Annotated in this window: 26 protein-coding genes; 9 read left to right on the forward strand and 17 right to left on the reverse strand. The window is 69.3% G+C overall.

All coding sequences use genetic code 11. The features are described 5' to 3' along the window. Position 1: 1 nt before the first annotated feature. Together AC5Y31_RS15500 and AC5Y31_RS15505 are read right to left on the reverse strand one after the other, a co-directional pair. Positions 2–481, reverse strand: a complete 480-nt coding sequence (locus tag AC5Y31_RS15500; protein ID WP_499981358.1) for a hypothetical protein — start codon at positions 479–481, stop codon at positions 2–4. Positions 482–609: 128 nt separating this feature from the next. Continuing rightward, positions 610–855, reverse strand: coding sequence for a hypothetical protein (locus tag AC5Y31_RS15505; protein ID WP_064855471.1), 246 nt, complete (start codon positions 853–855; stop codon positions 610–612). A 112-nt stretch (positions 856–967) separates the two neighbouring features. On the opposite strand from AC5Y31_RS15505, the gene AC5Y31_RS15510 reads away from it, so the two are divergent. Together AC5Y31_RS15510 and AC5Y31_RS15515 are read left to right on the forward strand one after the other, a co-directional pair. Continuing rightward, positions 968–1,759, forward strand: coding sequence for an HAD family hydrolase (locus tag AC5Y31_RS15510; RefSeq protein WP_065025533.1), 792 nt, complete (start codon positions 968–970; stop codon positions 1,757–1,759). A 136-nt stretch (positions 1,760–1,895) separates the two neighbouring features. Beyond that, positions 1,896–3,026, forward strand: coding sequence for a nitronate monooxygenase (locus AC5Y31_RS15515; RefSeq protein WP_065025532.1), 1,131 nt, complete (start codon positions 1,896–1,898; stop codon positions 3,024–3,026). A gap of 13 nt (positions 3,027–3,039) precedes the next feature. Here AC5Y31_RS15515 and AC5Y31_RS15520 read toward each other — a convergent pair whose 3' ends face one another. The 8 genes from AC5Y31_RS15520 to AC5Y31_RS15555 form a co-directional block, all read right to left on the reverse strand. Then, on the reverse strand, positions 3,040–3,498 hold the full coding sequence (locus AC5Y31_RS15520; protein WP_499981361.1) for a hypothetical protein: 459 nt from the start codon (positions 3,496–3,498) through the stop codon (positions 3,040–3,042). Further along, complete coding sequence (locus tag AC5Y31_RS15525; RefSeq protein ID WP_499981362.1) at positions 3,498–4,781, reverse strand: DUF58 domain-containing protein; 1,284 nt, start codon at positions 4,779–4,781, stop codon at positions 3,498–3,500. Before AC5Y31_RS15525 ends, AC5Y31_RS15520 begins: the two co-directional genes overlap by 1 nt. Then, positions 4,778–5,782, reverse strand: coding sequence for an AAA family ATPase (locus AC5Y31_RS15530; RefSeq protein WP_499981364.1), 1,005 nt, complete (start codon positions 5,780–5,782; stop codon positions 4,778–4,780). Before AC5Y31_RS15530 ends, AC5Y31_RS15525 begins: the two co-directional genes overlap by 4 nt. Then, entirely contained in the window at positions 5,779–6,261 is a 483-nt protein-coding gene (locus AC5Y31_RS15535; protein ID WP_499981366.1) for a hypothetical protein, read from the reverse strand. Before AC5Y31_RS15535 ends, AC5Y31_RS15530 begins: the two co-directional genes overlap by 4 nt. Continuing rightward, positions 6,258–7,217 (reverse strand): DUF4129 domain-containing protein, encoded by a 960-nt coding sequence (locus AC5Y31_RS15540; protein WP_499981368.1) that lies wholly within the window; start codon positions 7,215–7,217, stop codon positions 6,258–6,260. The genes AC5Y31_RS15535 and AC5Y31_RS15540 overlap by 4 nt, the downstream gene beginning before the upstream one ends. A 114-nt stretch (positions 7,218–7,331) precedes the next feature. Continuing rightward, positions 7,332–8,351: a phosphogluconate dehydrogenase (NAD(+)-dependent, decarboxylating) gene (gene gnd, locus AC5Y31_RS15545; protein WP_499981370.1), complete on the reverse strand. Its 1,020-nt coding sequence runs from the start codon at positions 8,349–8,351 to the stop codon at positions 7,332–7,334. An 11-nt stretch (positions 8,352–8,362) separates the two neighbouring features. Continuing rightward, positions 8,363–9,769: a glucose-6-phosphate dehydrogenase gene (locus AC5Y31_RS15550; protein ID WP_301635799.1), complete on the reverse strand. Its 1,407-nt coding sequence runs from the start codon at positions 9,767–9,769 to the stop codon at positions 8,363–8,365. 99 nt (positions 9,770–9,868) lie between these two features. Next, positions 9,869–10,291 carry a hypothetical protein gene (locus tag AC5Y31_RS15555; RefSeq protein ID WP_499981373.1) on the reverse strand — a complete coding sequence of 141 codons (423 nt, stop codon included), beginning with the start codon at positions 10,289–10,291 and terminating at the stop codon, positions 9,869–9,871. 144 nt (positions 10,292–10,435) lie between these two features. On the opposite strand from AC5Y31_RS15555, the gene AC5Y31_RS15560 reads away from it, so the two are divergent. Continuing rightward, a complete protein-coding gene (locus tag AC5Y31_RS15560; RefSeq protein WP_499981375.1) occupies positions 10,436–10,993 on the forward strand; it encodes a YceI family protein in 558 nt (185 codons plus the stop codon). 2 nt (positions 10,994–10,995) lie between these two features. Here the strand turns inward: AC5Y31_RS15560 and AC5Y31_RS15565 are convergent, their stop codons facing one another. Continuing rightward, complete coding sequence (locus AC5Y31_RS15565; protein WP_499981376.1) at positions 10,996–12,099, reverse strand: DUF7159 family protein; 1,104 nt, start codon at positions 12,097–12,099, stop codon at positions 10,996–10,998. A gap of 372 nt (positions 12,100–12,471) precedes the next feature. On the opposite strand from AC5Y31_RS15565, the gene AC5Y31_RS15570 reads away from it, so the two are divergent. Further along, positions 12,472–13,482, forward strand: coding sequence for an esterase family protein (locus AC5Y31_RS15570; RefSeq protein ID WP_065025524.1), 1,011 nt, complete (start codon positions 12,472–12,474; stop codon positions 13,480–13,482). Positions 13,483–13,595: 113 nt separating this feature from the next. Further along, on the forward strand, positions 13,596–14,054 hold the full coding sequence (locus tag AC5Y31_RS15575; protein ID WP_082966534.1) for an SRPBCC family protein: 459 nt from the start codon (positions 13,596–13,598) through the stop codon (positions 14,052–14,054). A 10-nt stretch (positions 14,055–14,064) separates the two neighbouring features. Here the strand turns inward: AC5Y31_RS15575 and AC5Y31_RS15580 are convergent, their stop codons facing one another. The 4 genes from AC5Y31_RS15580 to bfr form a co-directional block, all read right to left on the reverse strand. Continuing rightward, positions 14,065–15,828 carry a CocE/NonD family hydrolase gene (locus AC5Y31_RS15580; protein WP_301636339.1) on the reverse strand — a complete coding sequence of 588 codons (1,764 nt, stop codon included), beginning with the start codon at positions 15,826–15,828 and terminating at the stop codon, positions 14,065–14,067. 194 nt (positions 15,829–16,022) lie between these two features. Next, entirely contained in the window at positions 16,023–16,517 is a 495-nt protein-coding gene (locus AC5Y31_RS15585) for a carboxymuconolactone decarboxylase family protein (RefSeq protein WP_499981379.1), read from the reverse strand. Positions 16,518–16,528: 11 nt separating this feature from the next. Further along, complete coding sequence (locus AC5Y31_RS15590; RefSeq protein WP_499981381.1) at positions 16,529–18,589, reverse strand: MDR family MFS transporter; 2,061 nt, start codon at positions 18,587–18,589, stop codon at positions 16,529–16,531. Between the two features lie 42 nt (positions 18,590–18,631). Beyond that, complete coding sequence (gene bfr, locus AC5Y31_RS15595; RefSeq protein ID WP_065025519.1) at positions 18,632–19,117, reverse strand: bacterioferritin; 486 nt, start codon at positions 19,115–19,117, stop codon at positions 18,632–18,634. Between the two features lie 272 nt (positions 19,118–19,389). Here bfr and AC5Y31_RS15600 point away from each other — a divergent pair, with 272 nt between their 5' ends. After that, the gene (locus AC5Y31_RS15600) at positions 19,390–20,049 is read left to right on the forward strand and encodes a fatty-acid--CoA ligase (RefSeq protein WP_065025500.1); all 660 of its coding nucleotides are present in this window, start codon (positions 19,390–19,392) and stop codon (positions 20,047–20,049) included. 10 nt (positions 20,050–20,059) lie between these two features. Next, positions 20,060–20,296, forward strand: a complete 237-nt coding sequence (locus AC5Y31_RS15605; RefSeq protein ID WP_499981385.1) for a (2Fe-2S)-binding protein — start codon at positions 20,060–20,062, stop codon at positions 20,294–20,296. Here the strand turns inward: AC5Y31_RS15605 and AC5Y31_RS15610 are convergent, their stop codons facing one another. Continuing rightward, a complete protein-coding gene (locus tag AC5Y31_RS15610; protein ID WP_499981389.1) occupies positions 20,297–21,058 on the reverse strand; it encodes an enoyl-CoA hydratase/isomerase family protein in 762 nt (253 codons plus the stop codon). Between the two features lie 41 nt (positions 21,059–21,099). Further along, positions 21,100–22,035 (reverse strand): hydrogen peroxide-inducible genes activator, encoded by a 936-nt coding sequence (locus AC5Y31_RS15615; RefSeq protein ID WP_499981391.1) that lies wholly within the window; start codon positions 22,033–22,035, stop codon positions 21,100–21,102. A 128-nt stretch (positions 22,036–22,163) separates the two neighbouring features. Here AC5Y31_RS15615 and AC5Y31_RS15620 point away from each other — a divergent pair, with 128 nt between their 5' ends. Beyond that, the gene (locus tag AC5Y31_RS15620; RefSeq protein ID WP_065025504.1) at positions 22,164–22,751 is read left to right on the forward strand and encodes a peroxiredoxin; all 588 of its coding nucleotides are present in this window, start codon (positions 22,164–22,166) and stop codon (positions 22,749–22,751) included. Between the two features lie 46 nt (positions 22,752–22,797). Next, positions 22,798–23,311, forward strand: a 514-nt coding sequence (gene ahpD, locus AC5Y31_RS15625; protein ID WP_499981394.1) for an alkylhydroperoxidase, AhpD family, incomplete at its 3' end; no start/stop codon positions are given.

Below are 23,311 nucleotides of genomic sequence, written 5' to 3' on the forward strand. Positions count from 1 at the left end.
GTCAGGGCAAGCCGGGAATCAGCAGGACCTCCATCGGCGGCATCGGGGCCGACGGCGCGAAGGCCGTCGGCGCCACCGCGGTGGGCACCGGTGTGGTGGGTCCGAAGTTCGGCATCGGGAACGGCAGCACCGACGTCAGATTGGCCGGGAAGCCGGACAGTCCGGGCAGGCCGCCGGCCTGCGACGCCGGCGCCGTGGCACCCGAGGTCTGCGGAACGTTGAGGGTCGCGGTGGCGAGAGGCGACTGCGCCCCCGATGCAGCCGGCGCTACCGAGGTTCCGCCCAGTGCCGACGTGGTGGTCTGCAGCAACTGTTGCGGGATAGTGGTCGAGGAGGCGACCATCTGCTCGACGACGCCGGGCAGGCCCGGGTTGATCGGCACCGCGTCCGCGCCGGCGGTGGCGCTCGAGGCGAGTGCCGTCAGGAACAGTCCCGCGGCGGCGCCGGCCGCGACGGTGAGGCAATTACGGATACGTGACATGGCTTTCTTCCCCATCCCGATAACTACAAGGTCGGGACTGAAGTTAGCCGTGTGAAAAATGTTGCCCGTGTGACACGAGGGGCGGTTATGCAACCGTTGCGAACCGGAGCCGTCGCGGTTATCGAGCCCTATCTGGCCAGCCAGCTCTGGATCTTCGCCAGCTCCGTGGTGTAGGCGAGCAGGACGGAGTCGTCATAGTGGGCCCCGCCGTTGAGGGTGCCGCTGTCGCGCCATACCGCGTGGACGTGGGCGGCCCCACGGCCGTAGATGTCGACACGCTCCCGCTGGGTACGCTGCCAGCCGAGCTCCGCGGCCTGCTCGGACAGGGCGTTCCGCACATCGGTCGCGGTGGTTTCACTGGTCTCGCTGGCCATGGCGCCGGCCTCCTTTCGCTAGGCCAAACACGCTATCAGCTGCCGGTTTCGCCTCCGTTCGTGCGGCGCGTGGTGGCGGTGATTCGCGGCGGCGGACGTAACATCGACGCCGATGACCGCATCACCGCGCGATCTGATCGCCGAGATCGGCCGCAGCGAAACCGGCGCCCGGATCGGAGCATTCTTCGATCTGGACGGCACGCTGGTGTCCGGGTTCACCGCCACCGCACACGCCGGCGACCGGATCCGCCGGCGTCAGGCCCGGGCCGGTGAGGTGCTCGGCGTCGTCGAGGCCGCGGTGCGATATCGGCTGGGCCGCATGCAATTCGAGCGGCTGCTGGTGCGCGCGGCGGGCTACCTGCGCGGCGAATCGATCACCGAGCTCGACGACGTCGGTGAGCGGCTCTTCGCCGACCACATCACCAGCCGGGTCTATCCGCACATGCAGGAGGTCGTGCGGGCCCATCAGCAGCAAGGCCACACCGTGGTGCTGAGTTCCTCGGCGCTGACCATCCACGCCGAGCCGGTCGCCCACTACCTGGGCATTCCGCAGGTGCTGTGCAACCGGTTCGAACTCGACGAGCGGGGCGTGCTGACCGGCGGCGTCGTCAAACCGGTGGTGTGGGGACCAGAGAAGGCGGCCGCGGTCCAGCGGTTCTGCGCGAACAACGGGGTCGACCTCGCCGAGAGCTTCTTCTACGCCGACGGCGACGAGGACGCCGCGCTGATGTCGCTGGTGGGCCAGCCCCGGCCGGTCAATCCGCGCCCCGGGCTGGCGGCACTGGCGGCCGAGCAGGGCTGGCCGGTGCTGCACGTGACCGGGGCCGGCCGCACCGGCGGCCGATCCCTGCGCCGCGCCGCCGGTTTCGGGGTGGCCGTGCTCCGCGCCTTCGCGACCCACTGAACCCGACCCCGGACACGATGGGCGGTAGTGTTGCATTCACGCGGCCCACTGGGGCCGACTGGCCTCGCCACGCCGAGTCTGGTACTAAATTAGAACACGTTTCACTTCGGTCCCGCCGCCCTTGAAGGAGTAAGTCATGCACACTCCCCTCTGCGACGAACTCGGCATCGAGTTCCCGATCTTCGCCTTTACCCACTGTCGCGACGTGGTCGTGGCCGTGAGCAAGGCCGGTGGTTTCGGGGTGCTGGGCGCGGTCGGCTTCACCCCCGAGCAGCTGGAGATCGAGCTGAACTGGATCGACGAGAACATCGGGGACCACCCCTACGGCGTCGACATCGTCATCCCCAACAAGTACGAGGGCATGGATTCCGGGCAGTCCGCCGAGGAGCTCGCCGACTCGCTTCGCAAGCTGGTGCCCCAGCAGCACCTCGACTTCGGCAAGAAGCTGCTGGCCGACCACGGCGTTCCGGTGGAGGGCGCCGACGAGGACAGCCTGCAGCTGCTCGGCTGGACCGAGGCGACCGCCACCCCGCAGGTCGAGGTGGCGCTGCAGCACCCGAAGGTGACGATGATCGCCAACGCACTCGGGACTCCCCCGGCCGACATGATCAAGCACATCCATGAAGCCGGCCGCAAGGTCGCCGCGTTGTGCGGATCGGCCTCGCAGGCCCAGAAGCACGCCGCTGCGGGGGTGGACATCATCATCGCGCAGGGCGGTGAGGCCGGCGGCCACTGCGGCGAGGTGGGCTCGATCGTGTTGTGGCCCGAGGTCGTCAAGGCGGTGGCGCCGGTACCGGTGCTGGCCGCAGGCGGTATCGGCAGCGGCCAGCAGATCGCCGCGGCGTTGGCGCTTGGCGCCCAAGGTGCGTGGACCGGTTCGCAGTGGCTGATGGTCGAGGAATCCTCGAACACCGAAGCCCAGCACGCGGCCTACATCAAGGCCAGCAGCCGCGACACCGTGCGCAGCCGCTCCTTCACCGGCAAGCCGGCCCGGATGCTGCGCAACGACTGGACCGAGGCGTGGGAGGCCCCGGAGAACCCCAAGCCGCTGGGCATGCCGCTGCAGTACATGGTGTCCGGGATGGCGGTGCGGGCCACGAACAAGTACCCCAACGAGAGCGTCGACGTGGCGTTCAACCCGGTGGGTCAGGTCGTCGGCCAGTTCACCAAGGTGGAGAAGACCTCGACCGTCATGCAGCGCTGGGTGCAGGAGTACCTCGAGGCCACCGGTCGCCTGGACGAGATCAACGCCGCAGCCTCGGTCTGAGGGCTTTCCCGCGTCACGACAGGAACGGCCGCAACGCCAGCACGTAGCAGCCCAGCGCGGCGGGCGCTGCCACCAGCGGTAACCACGGCAGCTGCAGCGGGAAGCTCGCCGCCACGACCCCGACGACGCTGAATCCCGCCGCGCCCAGCAGCGCCGGGCCGGTCACCGGGGCAGCACCGTCGGCGGCGTGCCGCAACAACAGGTAGCCGACCGCGGCCAACCCGGCGACCGCCACCGAAACCGTTGGCGGATCGGCGAACCCGATCACCGCGATGGCCAGCAGCACCGCGGCCGTCGCGGCGGGCCGCCACCAGAGTCCGGCCAGCACCGCCGCGGCCGTGAGCAGCGCGCCGGCCGCGGCGATCCCGGACGCTCCGGAGCCGGCGGCAGCGGCCATCGCCAGCCCGCACGCTACGGACAGCACCAGCGACAGGAACCGGTCGGCCGCAGCGGCGCGGCCTGAATGCTCCATCACCGCACCGCCGTCGGGCGATGGCGCTGCGTCACCAGGCGCATGGACTGCTCCAGGGGCTGCTGCGGCGACCACGCTGCGACGTCGACGCCGACGCTGGCCATGTCCCGGTACATGGCGGTGCGCTGCAGCGTCCAGAGCCTTGCCACCAGCGGAGCGGGTTGCTCCTCGAACGGGGGGCCGGCCAGCACATCGACCGCCAGCACCACGTGCCCGCGCTTGCGCAAGTCGGTCAGTGCGAGCGCGAACTCGGTGTCCAGCAAGGTGGAGAACGCGATGATCAGGGCGCCTGGCGGCACCGCCGCCCGCGGTGCGAGCGTCCCGGTGGTGGGCTCGAAGCCGTCGCCGGCACCCAGGACGGCATCGACGATGCGGTAGAACTGGCGCTGCCCGATATCGGCGCCGACCCAGCGCGGGTCTCGGCCACCGAGCGTGACGATCCCGGCGCGGTCACCGCTGCGCAACGCGGTCTGCACGACGTGCGCCGCGCCCAGCACCGACCGCTCGGTCGCCGCTGTCGCGGGCCCGCGCGGCTGCGGGTAGGCGTCGATCAGCACCACCACGTCGGCGGCCCGGTCGGTCAGCCGCTCGGTCACGTGCAGGCTGCCCCGCCGCGCACTGACCGGCCAGTTCACCGCACGCAACGGGTCGCCGGGTACGTAGGCGCGGATGTCGGCGTATTCCACACCGCGGCCCGGGTGCCGGGTCAAATGCGTCCCGACCCGGTCGAGCAGCTCGCTGTGCGGCAGCGGCGTGGGCTGCGGGGGCGCCAGCGGGAACACCGTGATCTCGGCGACGTCGGCGGTGGCCGTGCCGGCCAACAGCCCGCCCCGGCCCACGGCGGCGACGGTGGCTCGGATCGGATAGCGGCCCCAGCGCCGGGCGCTGGCCGTCACCGACTTGTTGGCGCCGGGCTCGCCGGCAGCCGTGGCGATATCGAGTTGCATCGCCGGATGCGCCGACACCTTCAGGCGCACCGCGGCCGCCTCGCCGGTACATGCCGCGGCCCGGACGATCACTTCGACCGGCTCGGATTCGAAGCAGCGCTGCGCCGCGGGACTCGCGTGCACCCGCAACACCGGTACCGGCGGCTGCCAACCCAGCGAGCACAGCACGCCGAGCAGCGGCGCGGCGAACGCGATCAGCTGCCAGCGCGACCCGCCCACCGCCACCGCCAGGGCCAGCGCCGCACCGGTGGCCAACGCACGGGCCAACGGCGATGCCCGCCAATGCAATTCGATGTCCACCTCGGAAACCTCGCGGGTCTGCCGGCGGTGCGTCACGGCGGCGTCGCATCCGGCGGCGGTCCGGGCGCACCCGGGGTGCGCGGCACCGGCAGCCGCCGCAGGAGCTCCTCCACCACATCGGAGCCCTGGACGCGCCGCACCCACATCTCGGGCCGCAGCGTGATCCGGTGCGCGACCGCCGAAGTGGCCAGCGCCTTGACGTCTTCGGGGATCACGTAGTCACGGCCGAGCAGCAGCGCGCGCGCCCGGGCCAGCTGGATGAGGTCGAGCTCGGATCGTGGACTGGCGCCCACGGCCACCTGCGGATGGTGGCGTGTCCCGTTCGCCAGCGTCACCACGTAGCGCAGGACGTCCTCGTGCACGCTGACCTGCTCCACCGATTCCCGCATGGCGATCACGTCCTGCGCGTCGATCACCTGACGCACCGTCGGCGACGCGGCGCCCCGATCGAGTCGGCGGCGCAGCATCGCCGCCTCGTTCTGTTCGGTGAGGTAGCCCAGGCGCAGCCTGACCGCGAACCGGTCCAGTTGGGCCTCCGGCAGCGGGTAGGTGCCCTCGTATTCGATCGGGTTGTCGGTGGCCAGCACGATGAACGGCGACGGCAGCCGATGGGTGTGGCCGTCGATGCTGACCTGGCCTTCGGCCATCGCTTCCAGCAACGCGGCCTGGGTCTTGGGCGGGGTCCGGTTGATCTCGTCGGCCAACACCAGATTGGTGAAGATCGGCCCGCGCCGGAACTCGAAACGGCCCGAAGCCATGTCATAGATGGTCGTGCCGAGCAGGTCGGCCGGCAGCAGGTCCGGAGTGAACTGCACCCGGGTGAAGTCCAGGCCGAGGGCGGCGGCGAACGATCGCGCGATCAACGTCTTGCCCAGGCCCGGAAGGTCTTCGATGAGCACATGGCCGCCGGCGAGCACCGCGGTCAGGATGAGGGTCAGCGCGGCCCGTTTGCCCACCACCGCCTGCTCGATCTCGTCGAGCACCGCGGTGCAGCGTTCGGCGGTGATCGCCGCGGTGCCCGACAGTCCCGCGCTCATCGCTGCTCCAGGCGGTACAGGATCTCCTCCAGCGCAGCACGTCCCGGGCCGGGCCCGTGGCTCCCGGCGGGCGCGACGTTGACCGGATCCACCCAGGGCCACAGCTCGTCACCGAACAGCATCACCCCGGTCGCGTTGAACGCCGCCGGGTTCTTCGCCCGCCGCTGGCCGCTGGAGACCTCGAACTGACGGGCCAGGATCGGCCGCCAGCGTCGATCCCAGTCCGCTCTGGTCGATTCCGCCCAGCGGATTCTGGCTTCGGTGCCCGACAGCCACCGCCGCAACGACTCTCCGGGCTCATCGGTGGGCTCGGGCGCCGCAGACTCTGCGGGTGGAGTCAGCAGCCGCCGGATTCCGGCCAGCGGCACCGCGACCGCGATGCCCGCCACGTAGAGCAGGCTCTGACGCTGGTGGGTGAAAAGCGCCGCCAGCTGGACCGCGGTTACCAGCAGCAAACCTTGTAGCGCAAGCGTTTTCATGTCGGCGTCCGCAACTCGTCGAGGACCAGCCGCAGTATCGCGACCGCGTCGGAGCGGTGCCGCTCGGTCATCAGGTGCGGGCTGAACCGCGCCTCGGTGAACAGCTCCACCAGTCGGGATGCGTTCTCGGCCGGCAGCGCGTGGTGCTCGACGGCCCGTGCCAGCACTTCACTGGGAGTGTCGAACTCGCGCGGCGCGGCATCGGGAACGTCGGCGAGGTGGCGCTCCATGACCGCGTAGCAGGCGATGATCGCCTCTCGCGGCCCGCGGCTTCGGTCGGCGATCCGGGTCAAGCCGAGTTCGGCTGCCCGGGCCAGGGTTTCGCCTGCGGAGGGCGCGGGCCCCGCCGCCGTCACCGGCCCGGTTTCCGGCGGCGCCGGCGTGGTCCGGCGGGAACGCGCGATGACGACCGCCGCGGCGATCAGCACCAGTAGGACCGCGGCCAGCACCAGCAGTGGACCGAACACCGCGCCTGTCGAGCCGTCCGGCAGCGGGTGCGGCGACACCGGGGCCCGCGCTTCCGGGCCGGCCGGTGTTGCGGGCGCCTCACCGCGCACACCGAAGAGCCGTGCCGAAATCGTGAAGCGGTGCGCCGCGCCCAGCTTGGTCAGCACCACGACCGTCAGTGACCACACCGCCACCGCGGCCACGGCGATCAGCAGCACCCGCCATGCCGGCTTTGCCCGACGGGCACCGACTGTGGCGGACAGTTCTCCCATGCTGCCGGCCACCGCGCGATGCTGGCGCGCCCGCTGGATGGCGGCGACCACGAGGGCGCCGACGGACATCGCGAGCAAGGCCGCCAGAATGATCGGCTCCAACGGACCCGTCGCCGCGGGCCGGTGTGCGACATGCTGCCCGCCGGGCAGATATCCGCGCGTCGCCGCGCCGGCGACGAGCAGCAGCATGATCAGGCCGATCACCGGCCCCGTCGTTCGGCCGGCGGTGGCCAGCACCGGAACAGCGCTCGTCTGAGTCCCTCGCCGTCGCTGCGGCATTCCCCATACTGGCACGCCAGGACGGCGGGCGGCCAGGGTCGCGCGACGCCGCGCTCGGCCGAACGGGCTAGCTCACGCGGATTTCTCGTCGTGCCCGCCGAATTGCTTGCGCATCGCCGAGAGCACCTTGGCACCGAACTCGAACAGATGGCGCGAAGCGAAGCGCGCGTACAGCGCCGTGGTCAGCACCGGTGCGGGCACCCCTTCGTCGATCGCGGCGATGACGGTCCAGCGGCCCTCCCCGGAATCGGAGACCCGCCCGGCGAATTCCTCCAGCGCCGGAGATTTCTGCAGCGCGCTGGCGGTCAGGTCCAGCAGCCAGGAGCCGATCACGCTGCCCCGCCGCCAGACCTCGGTGACCTGTTCGATGTCGATGTCGTACTGATAGAACTCGGGATGGTTCAGCGGTGCGGTCTCGGCGTCACCCTGTTGTTCGGATTTGCCGATGTTGGCGTGGTGCAAGATGTTCAGCCCCTCGGCGATCGAGGCCATCATCCCGTACTCGATGCCGTTGTGCACCATCTTCACGAAGTGCCCGGCCCCCGACGGGCCGCAGTGCAGGTAGCCGTTCTCGGCCTGGGAGACCTCACCGTCGCGGCCCGGCGTGCGCGGGGCGGCCTCGACGCCGGGCGCAATGGTGGCAAAGATCGGCTCGACCCGGTCGAACGCGTCGCGGTCTCCCCCGATCATCAGGCAGTAGCCGCGTTCGCGGCCCCACACGCCGCCGCTGGTCCCGCAGTCCAGTAAGTGAATCCCTTTGTCGGACAGCATTTTTGCGTGTGCGATGTCATCGCGGTAGTAGGAGTTGCCGCCGTCGATCACGATGTCGCCTGCCGCCAGGGTCTCGGCGAGTTCTTCGATGACGCCGGTGGTGATCTTGCCGGCCGGCACCATCACCCACACAACGCGGGGGGTGGGAAGGTTCTCGGCCAGTTCGGCGAGCGAGGACACCCCGGTGGTGTTGGCCTCGGCGGCCAGCGCGGCGACCGCGTCGGCATTGTGGTCGTAGACGACGCATTCGTGGCCGTCGGCGGTCAGCCGCCGAACGAGATTGGCTCCCATCCGGCCCAGGCCGATCATCCCCAGTCGCATAGCTGTCCTTCCTACTGTGCCGGGCCGCCTTCCGGCAGCCATGGGTCCTGCCAATTGCGATGGCCGCGCACCAGCTCGTGCGCGGCCTCGGGCCCCCACGAACCGCGTTCGTAGGAGTGGACGTCTCCCGGCTGATCGAGCAGCGGTGCCACGATGCGCCAGGTCTCCTCGATGCTGTCCTCGCGGGCGAACATCCGGCGATCGCCGATCATCGCCGCATGCAATAGCCGCTCATAGGGCCGGATCGGTTCCCCCAGATCACGGGCAAACGACGAATCCAGGTGGACGTCGCGCCAGGTGTCGTCGTCCTGGGCCACCAGTTGCAGCCGCAGTCCCGGATCGGGGTCGATACGCAACACGATCTGATTGCGTTGGGCGCGTCCGCGTTGCGGCATGAACTCCAGGGCCGGAACGCGGCGAGTGAACAGCCGGACCTCGGTGACGCGTTCGGGCAGGGCCTTGCCGGCCCGCAGGAAGATCGGCACCCCCGCCCAGCGCCAGTTCTCGATCTGCAGGCGCAGCGCGACGAAGGTCTCGGTCTGCGACCCGTCGGCCACCCCGGGGACGTCGGCATAACCGCGGTACTGGCCCCGCACGTAATGCGCGGGTTCGGCCGGGGGCATCGCCCGGAACACCTCGGCCTTCTTGTCGTTGAGGTCGTCATCGCCGGGCCCGACCGGTGGCTCCATCGCGAACAGCGCCAGCACCTGCAGCAGGTGGTTCTGCACCACATCCCGCAGCGCACCGACGGCGTCGTAGAAGCTGCCGCGCTCCTCGACGCCGAAATTCTCGGCCATGGTGATGTGGATCTCGGCAATCGTGTGCCGGTCCCACAGCTCGGCCAGGGTCGTGTTGGCGAACCGCAGGTACTCGAGGTCGGCGACGGGCTGCTTGCCCAGAAAGTGGTCCACCCGCAGGATCTGGTCTTCGCGCAGCACCGCGCGCAGCCGGGAATTCAGGTCGCGGGCAGAGGCCAGGTCGTGGCCGAACGGCTTCTCCACCGCCACCCGCGAGCACTCCAGCAGCCCGGCCCGGCCCAGATTTTCCACGATCGGGGCGAACAGCGACGGCGGCATCTCCAGGTAGTACAGGCACTGCTTGTCGGCGCCGACGCGCTCGGCGAGCTGCTCGTAGAGCGCGGCATCCGTGACGTCGCCGTGCAGATACGACATCCGCTTCGCCAACCGGCGAAACACCGCCTCGTCGAAGGACTCTCCGGACTGGCGGATCGCCTCGCCGGCCCGATCGACCAACTCCTCGACCGTGATGTCGTCGCTGGCCACCCCCAGGATCGGGCAGTCGAGCAGCTGGCGGCGCTCCAGGCGGTACAGCGCGCGGAAGGTCATTTTGCGGGCCAGGTCTCCGGTTATCCCGAAGATCACCAACAGTTCCGACGTCGCCTCACCGCGTTCGCCCAACTCCTCGGCACCTCCTGCGTATAGCTACCCCGGCTGAAGCTAATGCAACCGCCTGGACGAACGCTGTACACCGGAGACGCGGGGCGGCTCACGCCTCGGTCATCCGACCTGGGCGATCCCGGGCGGGAAGTACGGCCCGATACCCCCGGTGTAGATGCCGGGCTGCCAGCCCCGCGCGCCCAGGCACAGCAGCGGCAATCCATCGGGCGACTGCGCGGCCGATTGCGGGTTGGGGCACGGCGAACCGATGTCCTGCACCCCGTAGAGCGGGTAGGAGATCTGCCAGAACCCGGTGTCCTTGGGCGGCCACTGGTTGGCGATGAAATGGCATGCCAGCGCCTGGCCGTTGGGGCCGTGGCCGTAGATGAAGCGCTCCCAGCTGAAGCAGGCGTCGCCCTGCCGCTGCCCTTCGGCCATGCCCGGCACGTCACCGGGGTATGCCCCGGCAGCCGGCGCGCCGCTGACGGCGACGGCACCCGCGGCTCCCGCGAGGAAAACAGCTGCGGCTAATTCACGAATCATTCTTTTCGCCCCTACTGCCCTTCGTCCCTCTTCGATCCGGGCCAGCAGCCGGCCCCGCGTGGAAGCCTAACGGGTGGCCGCAGCGCCTCATTGCGAATCCGCCGAATGCCGTCGCCGGCCGACCGGGCCGCTAAAGTGCCGCAGATGGCCACGGGGCAGTTCGACGCATCACACGGGCAGCTGCAGCTCGGCACGGGTGTGACCGGCCGGGGCGCCAAGATGGGCCACCGGCTCACGATCGCCATGGAGCGCTGGCAGGCGCAGGTGTCCTGGTCGGGCCAGCGGCCCACCGCCGCGGCGCTGACCGTCGAGGTGGATTCGCTGCAGGTGCTGCGCGGTGACGGCGGGCTGACCCCGCTGACCACTCCGGAGAAATCCTTGATCCGCAGCAATGCGCGCAACTGCCTTGACGCCGCGGAGTACGGCCGAATCCGGTTCGAGTGCAGCGACATCGCCCCGACCGACGACGGTTACCGGTTGGCCGGCAGCCTGGAGATCCGCGGCCGCGCCAGGCCGCACGTCATCGAGGTGCGGGTGACCCGTCTCGATGGATCGTGGCGGATCGAGGGCGAGACCGTGGTGCGCCACACCGATTTCGGCGTACGGCGTTATTCGATGCTGATGGGCGCCCTGCGGGTCGCCGACGAGGTGACGGTGCACCTCTGCGCGACCGTCCCGGAGGAGCAGATCCGCAGATCCTGACCTCAGCGGCCGGGAAGACGTGGAAGACGCTCGCGGAACCGGTCCAGCAAGGACGGCCCGGCGCCCGGCGGGGGCGCCGGCGGCACCGGGGCCACGGCCGGCCCGTCCCACAGGGAACCGAACTCGACCGGGTCCTCGGGCAGCTCGGCCAAGGGAGCGGGAGCGGCCGGCGGCGGCGCCGCGGGCGCGGCCGGTGGTGGGGCGGCGGGCACCGCGACGCGAGCCACCGTCGCGTGCTCGGGCGGCCGCACGTCGGGGACGTCGCGGCCCGGGCCCAGCTGCAGGCTCAGCGCGGCCGAGAGTGAGGCCACGAAGGTCACCGCTCCCCCGGTCAGCATCGTCACGGCCGCGGCGTACGAGAAGGGCATCGCACGTTTTGAGCCGACGCCGCCGATCCGCAGCCCGGCCGGGGCGCCGGTGATCGGCGGGCCGGTCAGGTCGGCGTACGGCGCCAGGGCCAGCGCCGCACCGCGCGCCAACGCCTGCTGCGCCCCGGACTGGACGAAGACCGGTACCGAAAGCCGGGACTCCAGGCGGCGCCCGAGCCGGTCCATGCCGCGCATCGAACCGGCCACCATCAGCGTCTCGGGCCGCCGGCCGCCCGCGGCAAAGGCATCGGCCAGCCAGTCGATCACCTCGTCGGTGCCGCCGATCGGGCAGCTGCTGACGACCGGGCCCTCGTCACCGCGGCCGCCGAACACCAGCGTGGCCGATCCGGGTTCGATGACACACACCGCGCTCTGTTCGCCGCGGGAGCCGATGCCACTGGTCAGCGAGGCGGCGGCGCGCGCGAATCGCACCGGCACCACATTGTCGAATCCGGCGTCGGCCAGCGACTCCAGCAGCAGGGCGGCCCCCACGGCTGCGTCGTCGCTCCAGGTCACTCCCACGCCGTGCAGCCGGTCGCCGCGGGCGGCCAGCACCGTGCGGACCCGAGCGGCAACGGCCGACGCCGACGACGCCATGCTCACCGCATCCAATCCGGCATCACCACCGGTGATACCGAACTCGTCACCGGAAACCGTCGGGCAGCCATCGGCCTGACCTTCGGCCATGACCCAGCCGAGCGTCGTCGGCGTCATCGCCAGCCCCAGTACCGTGTCCAAAATCGCGCGCCCCAATCGTCCTGATCTGCGATGTCACCGCGTCGGCGGAGAGCCTGCGCCGGGTCCCCGTGCTGGGACTCGGCGGGCACCGGAACGGACCGGAGACAGCCCAGGACAGTGTGGTCTTGTCGGCTTACCGCAGGGCAGCCTACGCGTGTCGGGGGGTTGTGGCTAACCGGGTACCGCCCGGAATTCGGGTATGCTATATCGCGAGTCGGATACCCGAGACGGCCGCGGAGTTGCGGATAGCGGCCGTTGTCGCATGTTGAGGGCCCGATCCAGAAGTGGTGGCGTGCGTTGCGTCGCGAACGACAGATTAGTTACTTTGACAGTATTTCGAGAGCGTTCCGTAGCAGACGACAAGGGGCAGGAATGACAGACGTGACCAAGGGAATGCGCTGGGTGCGCCGACTTATGGTCGGCGCGGTGGCCGCAGCAGCGCTGCCGGGCCTGATCGGCCTGACCGGTGGCGAGGCGACCGCATCGGCGTTCTCGCGGCCGGGTCTGCCGGTCGAGTACCTGCAGGTTCCTTCAGCGGGTATGGGCCGTGACATCAAGGTTCAGTTCCAGAGCGGTGGTCAGGGTTCCCCGGGCCTGTACCTGCTCGACGGCATGCGCGCCCAGGACGACTTCAACGGCTGGGACATCAACACCCCGGCGTTCGAGTGGTACTACCAGTCGGGCATCTCGGTGATCATGCCGGTCGGCGGCCAGTCCAGCTTCTACAGCGACTGGTACAAGCCGGCCTGTGGCAAGGCGGGCTGCACCACCTACAAGTGGGAGACCTTCCTCACCAGCGAACTGCCCTCGTACCTGGCTTCGGAGTACGGCGTGAGCCAGAGCCGCAACGCGGCGGTCGGCCTGTCGATGGCCGGCGCGTCGGCGATGACGCTGGCCATCTACCACCCCAACCAGTTCACCTACGCCGGTTCGCTGTCCGGCTACATCAACCCCTCGGACGGCAAGAGCTGGATCGGGCTGGCCATGGGTGACGCCGGTGGCTACAAGAAGGAAGACATGTGGGGCCCGGACGACGACCCGGCCTGGTTGCGCAACGACCCGACCGTCAACGTCGGCAAGCTGGTGGCCAACAACACCCGACTGTGGGTCTACTGCGGCAACGGCCGCCCGAACGAGCTGGGGGGCGACAACATCCCCGCGACGTTCCTCGAGGGCAACTTCATGATCGGCCAGAACAAGAAGTTCCAGGAGCTCTACACCGCGGCCGGCGGCAACAACGCCGTGTTCAACTTCCCGGACTACGGAACCCACAGCTGGGAGTACTGGGGGGCTCAGTTGCAGGCGATGAAGCCTGACCTGCAGAGCCACCTGGGCGCCAGCGCCGGCGGCGGCAGCGCCGAGAGCGGCAGTTCCGAGGGCTGACCCGAAAAGTCAGACAGCTGAAGCACTGAGCCCCACCCGATCCGGGTGGGGCTCAGCGCTTTGTTCGGGGTAGCCGTAGCTGGACCGCGGCGGACGTGCTTGGATTGGCGAGCATGCAGGGTTCCGCGACAGTTCACATGGCAGCACCTCCCGAGCGGATCTGGGATCTGGTGGCTGATGTCCGCAACATCGGGCAGTTCTCCCCCGAGACCTTCGAGGCCGAATGGCTCGACGGCGCCACCGGCCCAGCAGTGGGGGCACGGTTCCGGGGACACGTCAAGCGCAACGGGATCGGTCCGGTGTACTGGACGACGTGCCGGGTCACCGAGTGCGAGCCCAATCGGGTCTTCGGCTTCGCGGTGCTCGCCGGTGATCGAGCACTGAACCGGTGGCGCTACGAGCTGACGCCCACCACCGACGGCACCGACGTCACCGAGTCGTTCAAACTGGCCGACTCCTTCCTGACCAGCGTGTACTACTGGGTGTTCGGCGGTTTTCTGCGGCAGCGCAACAACATTCGCGATATGCGGCGCACGCTGGAACGCATCCGGGACGTCGCAGAAAAGGGCTAGCAGAGCAGGGTTAATCCAGCGCGTCCGGATCGGCCAGCGGCAACAGCAGAAACGACGGGGTGGGCCCACCCTGGTGCAGGCGGTAGGTGCCGCCGGCCAGCGCCCGGCGTGCGGGCGCGGTCGGCACCAGGTGCGGGAAATCGTAGGTGGTCAGGGTCAGCCGCAGCCGGTGGCCGGGAGCGATCATCGCGGCGGTCGGAAAGATCTCGATGTCATAGCCGGTCAGCTCCCCCGGTTCGACGGGCCGCACCGCTGACCGGGTGCTGATGTGGTGCGGGCGCAGCACGGTGCCGTCCGGCAGATACCAGCTGCGCTCCGGATCGAGCGCCCGGTGCGAGCCCAGCAGCGCCCCCTGTGTCAGTGGGCGGCTCACCCCCTCGGGCGCGACGTCGTCGAGGTAGGCGACCCACAGCGTCTCGGTGGTATCGGCCGTTGCCTGCACGTGCAGCGTGATCGGTCCGGCGATGAGCGTCGGCGCATCGAACGGTTCGCCGGTGTAGGTCAACGCATTTCGGTGTAGGCGGCGGTTGTCCTGGTCGTAGCGGGTGCGGCCGCCGGCGGCGGCGGTGATGAAGCTGTTCAGGCCGAGCGTCCACTGTTCCAGGCTGCGTCCCGACATCGGACCGCGAGTGCGGTATGGCAGTGCGGCCAGCGTCTGCTCGGCCGGGGCGTCGGCGATCAGCCGGCCGCCCTGCGACAGGTACAACCGGGTGGGCGTCGCCGCCGGAATCGGGTACTCGCCGGCGTGGTACCAGCGGCTGTCGCCGATCGCCTGAAACGTGAACGGCGAACCGGAGATCTCCGCGGCCGCATCGTCTTTCAGCCAATGATCAAACCAGCGCAGCTGCAGGTCCTGGATACGCAGCCCGTCGTAAGCCGATACGTGATACCAGGGCCCCATCATCAGCCTGATCCGATCTGCCAGTGGCTGCCCGGGCTGCATCGGGGCGTGTACCGGCCGGTCGCTGCAGGCGTTCTGCAGGGCGGCGTAATTCAGCGGCGCGCCGCGCTGGAAGGCGTCGTGCCAGCCGCCCACCAGAAAGACGGCCACCTTGTTGGCCGCGATCTCGGGCAGCACGAGGTCGGGCCGCATGCTGTCCCAGAACGGACCGTCGTAGGCGGCGTCACCACCGACGCGCGCCTCGGTCACCAACGGCCCGAAGTAGCCGCGCTGATCCCTGCCGCGCTGGCGCACCGCGGCCAGTCCGCCGGCCCGGGGCCGGGGATGGTCACCGCGGGTGAAGAACTCGAGGGCCGGGTTGATCACGTTGAGCATCGTGTAGAGCGCGCCGTAGCCGCGCACGGTCGCCAGGTGCGGAGCGCCGCCCATCGCGGCGGCATCCCGGTAGAAGTCGTTGGCCGCCATCACCGGGAAGATCGCCTTCAGCGGGGAGTCCGGGCCGACGGCGGCCGCGGTGAACAGCTGGTTGATCGCCAGGTAGGAGATGCCGAACATGCCGACCCGGCCGTTGGCGTTCGGCAGCGTCGCGGCCCAGTTCACCAGCTCGACGCCATCGCGAGCCTGGTCCGGGCCGAACATCTGGAACGACCCACCGGACGCGCCGGTGCCGCGAACGTCGACCATCACCTCGATGTAGCCGCGCCGGATCAGGCGAGGCGTGGGACCGCCGCCGATCTGCGCGGCCGGTGGCGGGGCGAGTTTGCCGTAGGGGGTCACCGACAGCAGGACCGGAAACGGCCCGGCCGCCGGCGATCCGGTGTCGCGTTCAGTGGGGTAATGGATATCGGCGCGCAGCACCACCCCGTCGCTCATCTCCACCGCGACATTGCGGCGCACCCCGACGCCGTACTGTGCCGGCGGCGCGGACCACTCGGGGCGCAGCGGCGAGGGGCTGCTGTTGCGGGCCCGGACGGCAGCCGATTTCAGCGCCGCGACACCGGCAACCCCGACCACAGCCGCGGCGGCCGCCGCGGCCCAGCCGGCCCGGCGCGAGGGCCGTCGCACCATCAAGCGCGGCTGGGCAGGGTGAATGCGCAGGCCTGACCGATGTCGAGGGTGCGCAGCAACCGTCCCATGCCCAGCCACAACGCACACGACAGCGCGAGGTCGGCCAACAGTTCGTCGCTGAAGTGCTCGGAGCACCGCGACCAGAAGTCCTCGTCGTCGCGCAGCCCGGTGTGGTCGGTGGCGAACCGGTGGGCGAACTCCGCCGCGAGCCGTTCGGAGTCGCTGTAGCCGGGCCAGGTGCGCCACTCGGCGACGTGGTCGTAGAGCTCCTCGCTCACTCCGGCCGCCGGGCCGTCGGCATCGCGGGTGTTGACGCACACCGCGCACTCGTTGTCAAAGGCGATCACCATCCGGGCCAGCTCGCGGGTGCGCATCGGCAGCCGGCCGCGGTTGTAGACCGCGGTACTGAATCCACCGATGCCCGCGGCGAGTTCGGGCGATTTGGCCATCCAGGCCGTCAGGTCATCCGCGGGGAAAGTTCCGATTCGGCTCATACCTGGGGATGCTAATCGGCTTTGCCGTCACCATGGGCGCTGCCGACGAACTCCCCCGAATGTGCCGACCAATCCCGGTCGACCAGGGCCCGGTGCGCGATCCGCTGCAGGGCGGCTTCGACCTCGGCGCGGTCCGGACGGCCCGCGAACCCGGGCGAGCGGGCCAGCTTGTCGCTCACCCAGTCCTGCACCAGCGAGGTGACAAATCGCACCTGACGCAGCCCGGCCCGGGTGAGTCCCAGGTGATCGCCGTCGCGCAACACGTAGCCCTGGTCGACCAGGCGATCGACGGTGGGTTCGAGGATCTCGTAGGGCACCCGCAGGTTCTTGCCGATGTCACTGAGCCGTGCCGTACGGAAAACTTCGGCGTAGCGGTAGATGCGCAGCACCGTCCACAGCCCGGCGACATCGAGTTCGCAGTCCTCCCGCATCGCGATGCTGCGCAGCCGCACCCCGGGTGCGTTGCGCAGCAGCCGCCCGATCGCGGTCTCCAGCAGTTCGTCCGACGATGCGGTGGTGGGCATGCCGAAGCCGTCGCCGAGGTCGACGGCGCTGTCATGCAGCTCCTTGAGCGGGACCTCGCGCAGGAACAGCGCCAGCACGAACCCGAGCAGCGCGACCGGCGCGGCCCACATGAACACCTGGCCGAGGGAGTCGGCGTAGGCCTGCACGATCGGCGCCGCCTGCTCCGGGGAGAGCCGGTGCAGCGCTTCGGGCGAGGCGGCCGCGTCGGGAGCCAGCCCGGCGGTGCGTAGCGCGGAACCGAGGCGGTCGTCGAGGAAGTTGACGAACAGCGACCCGAAGACAGCGGCCCCGAACGAACTGCCGATGGTCCGGAAGAACGTGACCCCGGCGGTGGCGACCCCCAGGTCGGCGAAGCTCGAGGTGTTCTGCACGACCAGGACCAGCACCTGCATCGACAGCCCGATCCCGGCGCCCAGGATGAGCAGGTACAGCGACTGCAGCAGCGCCGGGGTGGCGGCGTCCATCTGTGACATCAGCCCGAACGCGATCGTCATCAGGGCGGTGCCGAGCACCGGAAAGATCTTGTACCGGCCGGTCCGGCCGACCAGGGTGCCACTACCAGTGGACATCACCAGCATGCCCACCACCATCGGCAGCGTGCGCAGTCCCGAGGTGGTCGCCGAGACACCGTCGACGTACTGCATGAAGGTGGGCAGGAAGGTCAGCGCTCCCAGCATGGCGAAGCCGACCACGAACGCCAGCACACAGCACACCGCGAACACCGGTTCGGCGAAGAGCCGGGTCGGCAGGATCGGGGCCGCGGCCCGGGTTTCCACCCGGGCGAACAGCGCCAGCGCCACCACCGATCCGGCGAACAACGCGATGATCGTCGGCGACCCCCAGCTGTACCGGGTGCCGCCCCAGCTGGTGGCCAGCGTCAGTCCGGTGGCGCCCAGGCCGATCAGGACGATCCCGGCGTAGTCGATGACGGGCTTGGCCCGGCCGGCCAGCGCCGGGATCGCCGCCCCGGCCACCAGCATCACGACCACCGAGATCGGCACGTTGATCCAGAACGCCCACCGCCAGCTCAGGTAGTCGGTGAAGTAACCACCCAGCAGCGGACCGATCACGGTGGTGACGCCGAAGACCGCGCCCAGCATGCCCTGGTAGCGGCCTCGTTCGCGCAGCGGAATGACTTCCCCGATCAGCGCCGCGGCGGTCACGGTGATCGCGCCTCCGCCGATGCCCTGCAGCGCTCGGGCACCGACCAGCATCTCCATCGACGCGGACCACCCGCACAGCACCGACCCGGCGACGAAGCACACCACCGCGGTCTGGAACACCAGTTTGCGGCCGAACAGGTCGCCGAGCTTGCCGGCCAAAATCGTCGCGATGGTCGAGGTCAGCAGGTAGCTGGTGACCACCCAGGACTGATGGCCGGCGTTGCCCAGATCCGAGACGATGGTCGGCAGCGCGGTCGCGACGATGGTCTGGTCGAGCGCGGCCATCAACAGGCCGAACACGATCGCCAGGAAGATCAGGTTGCGGCGCTGCGGGCTGACCGGCTCGGGCCGCACATCGTCTGCGACCTGCGTCGCATCGGTCATTCTTGCCTTCCCGTCGCGGTCCGTGCGGACGGGCCCCCGCCGCTACCCTGACGACGGCGGGCGGGAGACACACTGCGCCGCGTACAGCGCCTCGCCCAGCTTGTCCATCAGCTCCAGTTGAGTTTCCAGGTGGTCGATGTGGGACTCCTCGTCGGCGAGGATGGTCTCCAGAATCTTGGCTGTGGTGCTGTCCTGCTTGTCGCGGCACATGACGATGCCCGGGCGTAGCCGGTTGAGCACGTCGATCTCCAGTGCCAGGTCGCTTTCGAACTGTTCGCGCAGCGTCTGCCCGATACGCAGCGAGCCGATGCGCTGGTAGTTCGGCAGGCCCCCGAGCACCAAAATCCGATCGGTCACCGTCTCGGCGTGGCGCATCTCTTCCATCGACTCTTCGCGGGTGTGGCCGGCCAGCTCGGTGAAACCCCAGTTGTCCTGCATCTTGGCGTGCAGAAAGTACTGGTTGATCGCGGTGAGCTCACTGGTCAGCTGCTCGTTGAGCAGTTTCAGAACCTCGGGGTCGCCTTGCATGATCACTCCTCTGGGTGTGAAGAACCTCGCATGCCCCCGCGCCGTCTGGGGCTTGATCATCGCCGTAACGCGCCGAACTCAATCTAGTGCAGGTCACCGGCCACGGTGCGGTGTTTACCCGTGTCTCGGCGCGTCGAATCGGCGCATCGGCATCGGGCCCGGCGGAAAGCGGATCGCGGTGCGGCCCTGCGGGATGCGCTCAACTTAGGTTAGACTCTACTAACATGAGACTTGCTTCGCCTGGCCGACGTGTCGGCATCTCGGGCGGTTGCATGTCGCAGCGCAACGATCCACATTCGCTGGTGCTGGCGCTGGACTACCGCGTCGACGACATCGATCGCACCTGGGCGCTGATTCGCGACGACCACACCCCGCTGCTGGGGCTCGGAGCCCGCCATGCGGTGCTTTACACCTCGGTGTCCGAACCCGACCGGGTGCTGGTGACGATCGGCCTGCGACACCGGATATCCGTCAAGGAGCTGCTGCGCTCCCCCGCCGTCTTCGAGTGGTTCGACCGCTCCGGGGTCAACGACCTGCCGGCGATCTTCGCCGGCGAGGTCACCGAGAAGATCAACCTCGACGAGCCCGGCCCCGAGGAGCCCGATTCACGGGGCGGTTCAGAGGTGATCGTCGGCGTGGTGTCCACCGTCGGCGACCCCGCGGACCTGATGGCAAAGGTGCATCGCGGACTGGATCGGTTCGCCGGCGCGGGCGTGCGCAAAGTGTGGGTGTATCAGGCCGTCGACGACGGAAACGAGGTGATGACGCTGTTGGAGATCGACAATGCGGCAAGCGCACAGCGCTGGATTGACCACCCGGACACCGCTGCGGAGTGGATGGCCGGCGTGGGTGTCGGCGGCTATCCCGGACCGTTCGTCGGAAAGTTCGCTGCCGCAATCGATCTGATGGCGCCTGCGGGCGGCGGTCAGTAGGGGTATAGCCATGTATGTCTGCCTTTGTGTCGGAGCCACCAATCAGATGGTGTCCGATGCCGTCGCGGCCGGCGCGTCGACGTCGAAAGAGGTCGCCGCGATGTGCGGTGCGGGCGGCGACTGCGGCCGGTGCCGGTGCACGGTCCGCGGCATCATCGAAGCCACCCTGGCCGCGGCGCCCTCAGGTCCGGTCAACGGCTCGCTGCGGCACCTCACACTGGACATCACGCCGGTCGGATCCCGCTGATCAGCGGTTCTGTCGCCGCCCGGTGAACTCGGCCAACGCGTCGGCGTTGGCTTGGGCGCCCATCAGTTCGGCGAACAGCACGTTCTCCCGCGCGGTGGCCGCGGCCACCTGATCGCGGCCCGGCGCGACCATGGTGGCCTTGACCGCCTTCAGGCTTGAGATCGGCCGGGAGGCAAGCACTTCGGCGTGCCGGCGCGCCTCGTCGAGCAGCGCTTCCGGTTCGCACACCTTCCAGACCAGGCCCATGCGCAGCGCCTCCTCGGCATCCACCCATTCCGAGGACATCAGCAGCCAGGCCGCGTTCTGCCGACCGATCAATTGCGGAAGCAGGTAGGACGACCCGGCTTCCGGCGCGACTCCAAGGCTGGTGAACGGGCATTTCAACCGTGCCGTCGCGGACATGAACACCAGATCGGCATAACCGAGGATGGTGGCGCCGATGCCCAGGCCGATGCCGTTGACCGCGCAGATCAGCGGTTTGGGAAAGGCCGCCAGGGCGTCGACCAGACCCCGAAAGCCGTGCTTGCCCGGGGTGAAGTCCGGATCGGTCACCATCGCCTGCATCTCGTTGAGGTCGGTGCCGGCACTGAAGGAGCGCCCAGCGCCGGTCAAGAGCACGACGGCGACCTCCGGGTCGTCGGCGGCGGTCAGCAGCGCCTCGGCGGTGGCGTCGTACAGCGCCTCGTCGAACGCGTTGAGCGCGTCGGGGCGGTTCAACGTACAGGTCCGGACCCGGTTCTCGTCCTCGATCTTCAGAATCACCCGTGCAGCCTAAACCGCGCTCGAACGGCGGGACGGAGCCCTTACTGAACCCGGTCGACCTGGTGCCGCGCGGCGATCACGTCGCCGATGATGCCCGCCAACCGCCGATAGGACTCTTCACGCCCGCTGGAGGTGCGAAACACCAGCCCGATCCGCCGGCCCGGGCGGGGCGCGGCGAATTGGGCCAGCGCCAGTCCGCTGCGCTCGGCCTCCACCGGCACCGCCGTCTGCGGGATCAACGTCACGCCCAGGCCGCCGGTCACGCACTGCACCGCGGTCGCCAGCGATGCCGCCCGGGTGTTGGCCAACTGCGCCCGCACCCCGGCATTGCGGCAGATGTCCAGGGCCTGGTCGCGCAGGCAGTGCCCTTCGTCGAGCAGCAGCAGCGGCAGGTCCGCCAGGGCGGTCGGCGGTACCCGGCGCTTACCCGCCAGCGCATGCCCCGGCGGCAGCGCCAACACGAAATCCTCGTCATATATCGGGATTTCCGACATTCCGGAGGCTTCGGCCGGCAGGGCGAGCAGCGCGGCATCCACTGCTCCCTCCCGCAGCCCGGTGAGCAACCTCTCGGTCTGGTCTTCGATCACCCGCAGGTTCAGTTCCGGCAGGCTTTCCGGCAGCCCGGCCAGCACCGCGGGCAGCACGTACGGCGCCACAGTCGGGATCAGGCCGAGCCGCATGGTGCCCTGCAGCGGGTCGGCGACGCCGGCGGCCGCAGCCGTGAAGCGCGCCGCTGCGTCGAGCACGGCGTGGGCATGTCCCAGCAACTGCTGGCCCTCCGCGGTCAGGAAGACCCGCCGGGTGGACCGCTCGATCAGCTGGATGCCCAAGCCGGACTCCAGTGACGACACGGCTTGCGACAACGTCGACTGGCTCAGGCCCAGACCGGCTGCCGCGAGACTGAAGTGGTGCTTCTCGGCGACCGCGGCGAACGCCCGCAGTCCCGCCAGCGTCGGCTGATAATTTGTATCGGTCATGCCGATAATTATAGTGCGAAGTATCACCTTTTATTTTTAATTGCGATAGGGCAGTATGGAGCGTGCGGCGCTGAAGCGACCCAAGCGCCCGGAATTCTCACACAACGACGCACACAACGAGGAGTGTCATGGCACTGCTGACCATCGGCGACCAGTTCCCGTCCTACCGGCTCAAGGCCGTTGTTCCCGGCGACCTGACCCAGGTCGATGCCAAGAAGCCGGACGACTACTTCACCACTGTCACCAGCGACGACCACCCCGGCAAGTGGCGGGTGGTGTTCTTCTGGCCCAAGGACTTCACCTTCGTCTGCCCCACCGAGATCGCCGCCTTCGGCAAGCTGAACGATGAGTTCGCCGACCGCGACGCCCAGGTGCTCGGCGCGTCCATCGACAACGAGTTCGTGCACTTCCAGTGGCGCGCGCAGCACGAGGACCTCAAGACGCTGCCGTTCCCGATGCTCTCGGACCTCAAGCGCGAGCTGATCGAGGCGACCGGTGCGCTCAACGCCGACGGCGTGGCCGACCGGGCCACCTTCATCGTCGACCCCAACAACGAGATCCAGTTCGTGTCGGTCACGGCCGGCTCGGTGGGCCGCAACGTCGACGAGGTGCTGCGCGTGCTCGACGCGCTGCAGTCCGACGAGTTGTGCGCCTGCAACTGGAAGAAGGGCGACCCGACGATCAACGCCGGCGAGCTGCTCAAAGAATCGGTCTGATCGGGGCCCGGTGCAGCGTGCCGGCGACGAGAAGGAATAGCGCCATATGAGTATCGAGAATCTCAAGAACGCGGTCCCGGAATTCGCCAAGGACCTCAAGCTCAACCTGGGTTCGATCGCTCGCACCACCGCTCTGAACGAGGAGCAGCTCTGGGGCAGCCTGTTGGCCAGCGCCGCGGCGACGCGTAACGCCACGGTGCTGGCCGAGATCAGCGCCGAAGCCGCGGACAACCTCTCGGCGGAGGCCTACCAGGCCGCCCTGGGTGCGGCGTCGATCATGGGTATGAACAACGTGTTCTACCGTGGCCGGCACTTCTTGGACGGCGCCTACGACGACCTGCGGCCCGGATTGCGGATGAACATCATCGGCAACCCGGGAGTCGACAAGGCCACGTTCGAGCTGTGGAGTTTCGCAGTCTCGGCGATCAACGGCTGCCAGGCCTGCGTCGCCTCGCACGAGCAGGTAGTGCGCGAGGCGGGTGTGGACCGCGAGGCGGTGCTGGAGGCACTCAAGGTCGCCTCGATCGTGGCGGGGGTGGCCCAGGCCATCTTCGCCGCCG

Source organism: Mycobacterium sp. NGS18 (genome assembly GCF_059813185.1).

Coding starts and splice junctions, on each gene's coding strand:
- AC5Y31_RS15515 (WP_065025532.1), top strand. CDS start 1,896: ATGCACACTCCCCTCTGCGACGAACTCGGCATCGAGTTCCCGATCTTC.
- AC5Y31_RS15530 (WP_499981364.1), bottom strand. CDS start 5,782: ATGAGCGCGGGACTGTCGGGCACCGCGGCGATCACCGCCGAACGCTGC.
- AC5Y31_RS15575 (WP_082966534.1), top strand. CDS start 13,596: ATGCAGGGTTCCGCGACAGTTCACATGGCAGCACCTCCCGAGCGGATC.
- AC5Y31_RS15580 (WP_301636339.1), bottom strand. CDS start 15,828: ATGAGCGACGGGGTGGTGCTGCGCGCCGATATCCATTACCCCACTGAA.
- AC5Y31_RS15600 (WP_065025500.1), top strand. CDS start 19,390: ATGTCGCAGCGCAACGATCCACATTCGCTGGTGCTGGCGCTGGACTAC.
- AC5Y31_RS15620 (WP_065025504.1), top strand. CDS start 22,164: ATGGCACTGCTGACCATCGGCGACCAGTTCCCGTCCTACCGGCTCAAG.
- AC5Y31_RS15570 (WP_065025524.1), top strand. CDS start 12,472: ATGACAGACGTGACCAAGGGAATGCGCTGGGTGCGCCGACTTATGGTC.
- AC5Y31_RS15520 (WP_499981361.1), bottom strand. CDS start 3,498: ATGGAGCATTCAGGCCGCGCCGCTGCGGCCGACCGGTTCCTGTCGCTG.
- AC5Y31_RS15615 (WP_499981391.1), bottom strand. CDS start 22,035: ATGACCGATACAAATTATCAGCCGACGCTGGCGGGACTGCGGGCGTTC.
- AC5Y31_RS15505 (WP_064855471.1), bottom strand. CDS start 855: ATGGCCAGCGAGACCAGTGAAACCACCGCGACCGATGTGCGGAACGCC.
- AC5Y31_RS15555 (WP_499981373.1), bottom strand. CDS start 10,291: ATGATTCGTGAATTAGCCGCAGCTGTTTTCCTCGCGGGAGCCGCGGGT.
- AC5Y31_RS15500 (WP_499981358.1), bottom strand. CDS start 481: ATGTCACGTATCCGTAATTGCCTCACCGTCGCGGCCGGCGCCGCCGCG.
- bfr (WP_065025519.1), bottom strand. CDS start 19,117: ATGCAAGGCGACCCCGAGGTTCTGAAACTGCTCAACGAGCAGCTGACC.
- AC5Y31_RS15535 (WP_499981366.1), bottom strand. CDS start 6,261: ATGAAAACGCTTGCGCTACAAGGTTTGCTGCTGGTAACCGCGGTCCAG.
- AC5Y31_RS15510 (WP_065025533.1), top strand. CDS start 968: ATGACCGCATCACCGCGCGATCTGATCGCCGAGATCGGCCGCAGCGAA.
- AC5Y31_RS15605 (WP_499981385.1), top strand. CDS start 20,060: ATGTATGTCTGCCTTTGTGTCGGAGCCACCAATCAGATGGTGTCCGAT.
- AC5Y31_RS15585 (WP_499981379.1), bottom strand. CDS start 16,517: ATGAGCCGAATCGGAACTTTCCCCGCGGATGACCTGACGGCCTGGATG.
- gnd (WP_499981370.1), bottom strand. CDS start 8,351: ATGCGACTGGGGATGATCGGCCTGGGCCGGATGGGAGCCAATCTCGTT.
- AC5Y31_RS15590 (WP_499981381.1), bottom strand. CDS start 18,589: ATGACCGATGCGACGCAGGTCGCAGACGATGTGCGGCCCGAGCCGGTC.
- AC5Y31_RS15560 (WP_499981375.1), top strand. CDS start 10,436: ATGGCCACGGGGCAGTTCGACGCATCACACGGGCAGCTGCAGCTCGGC.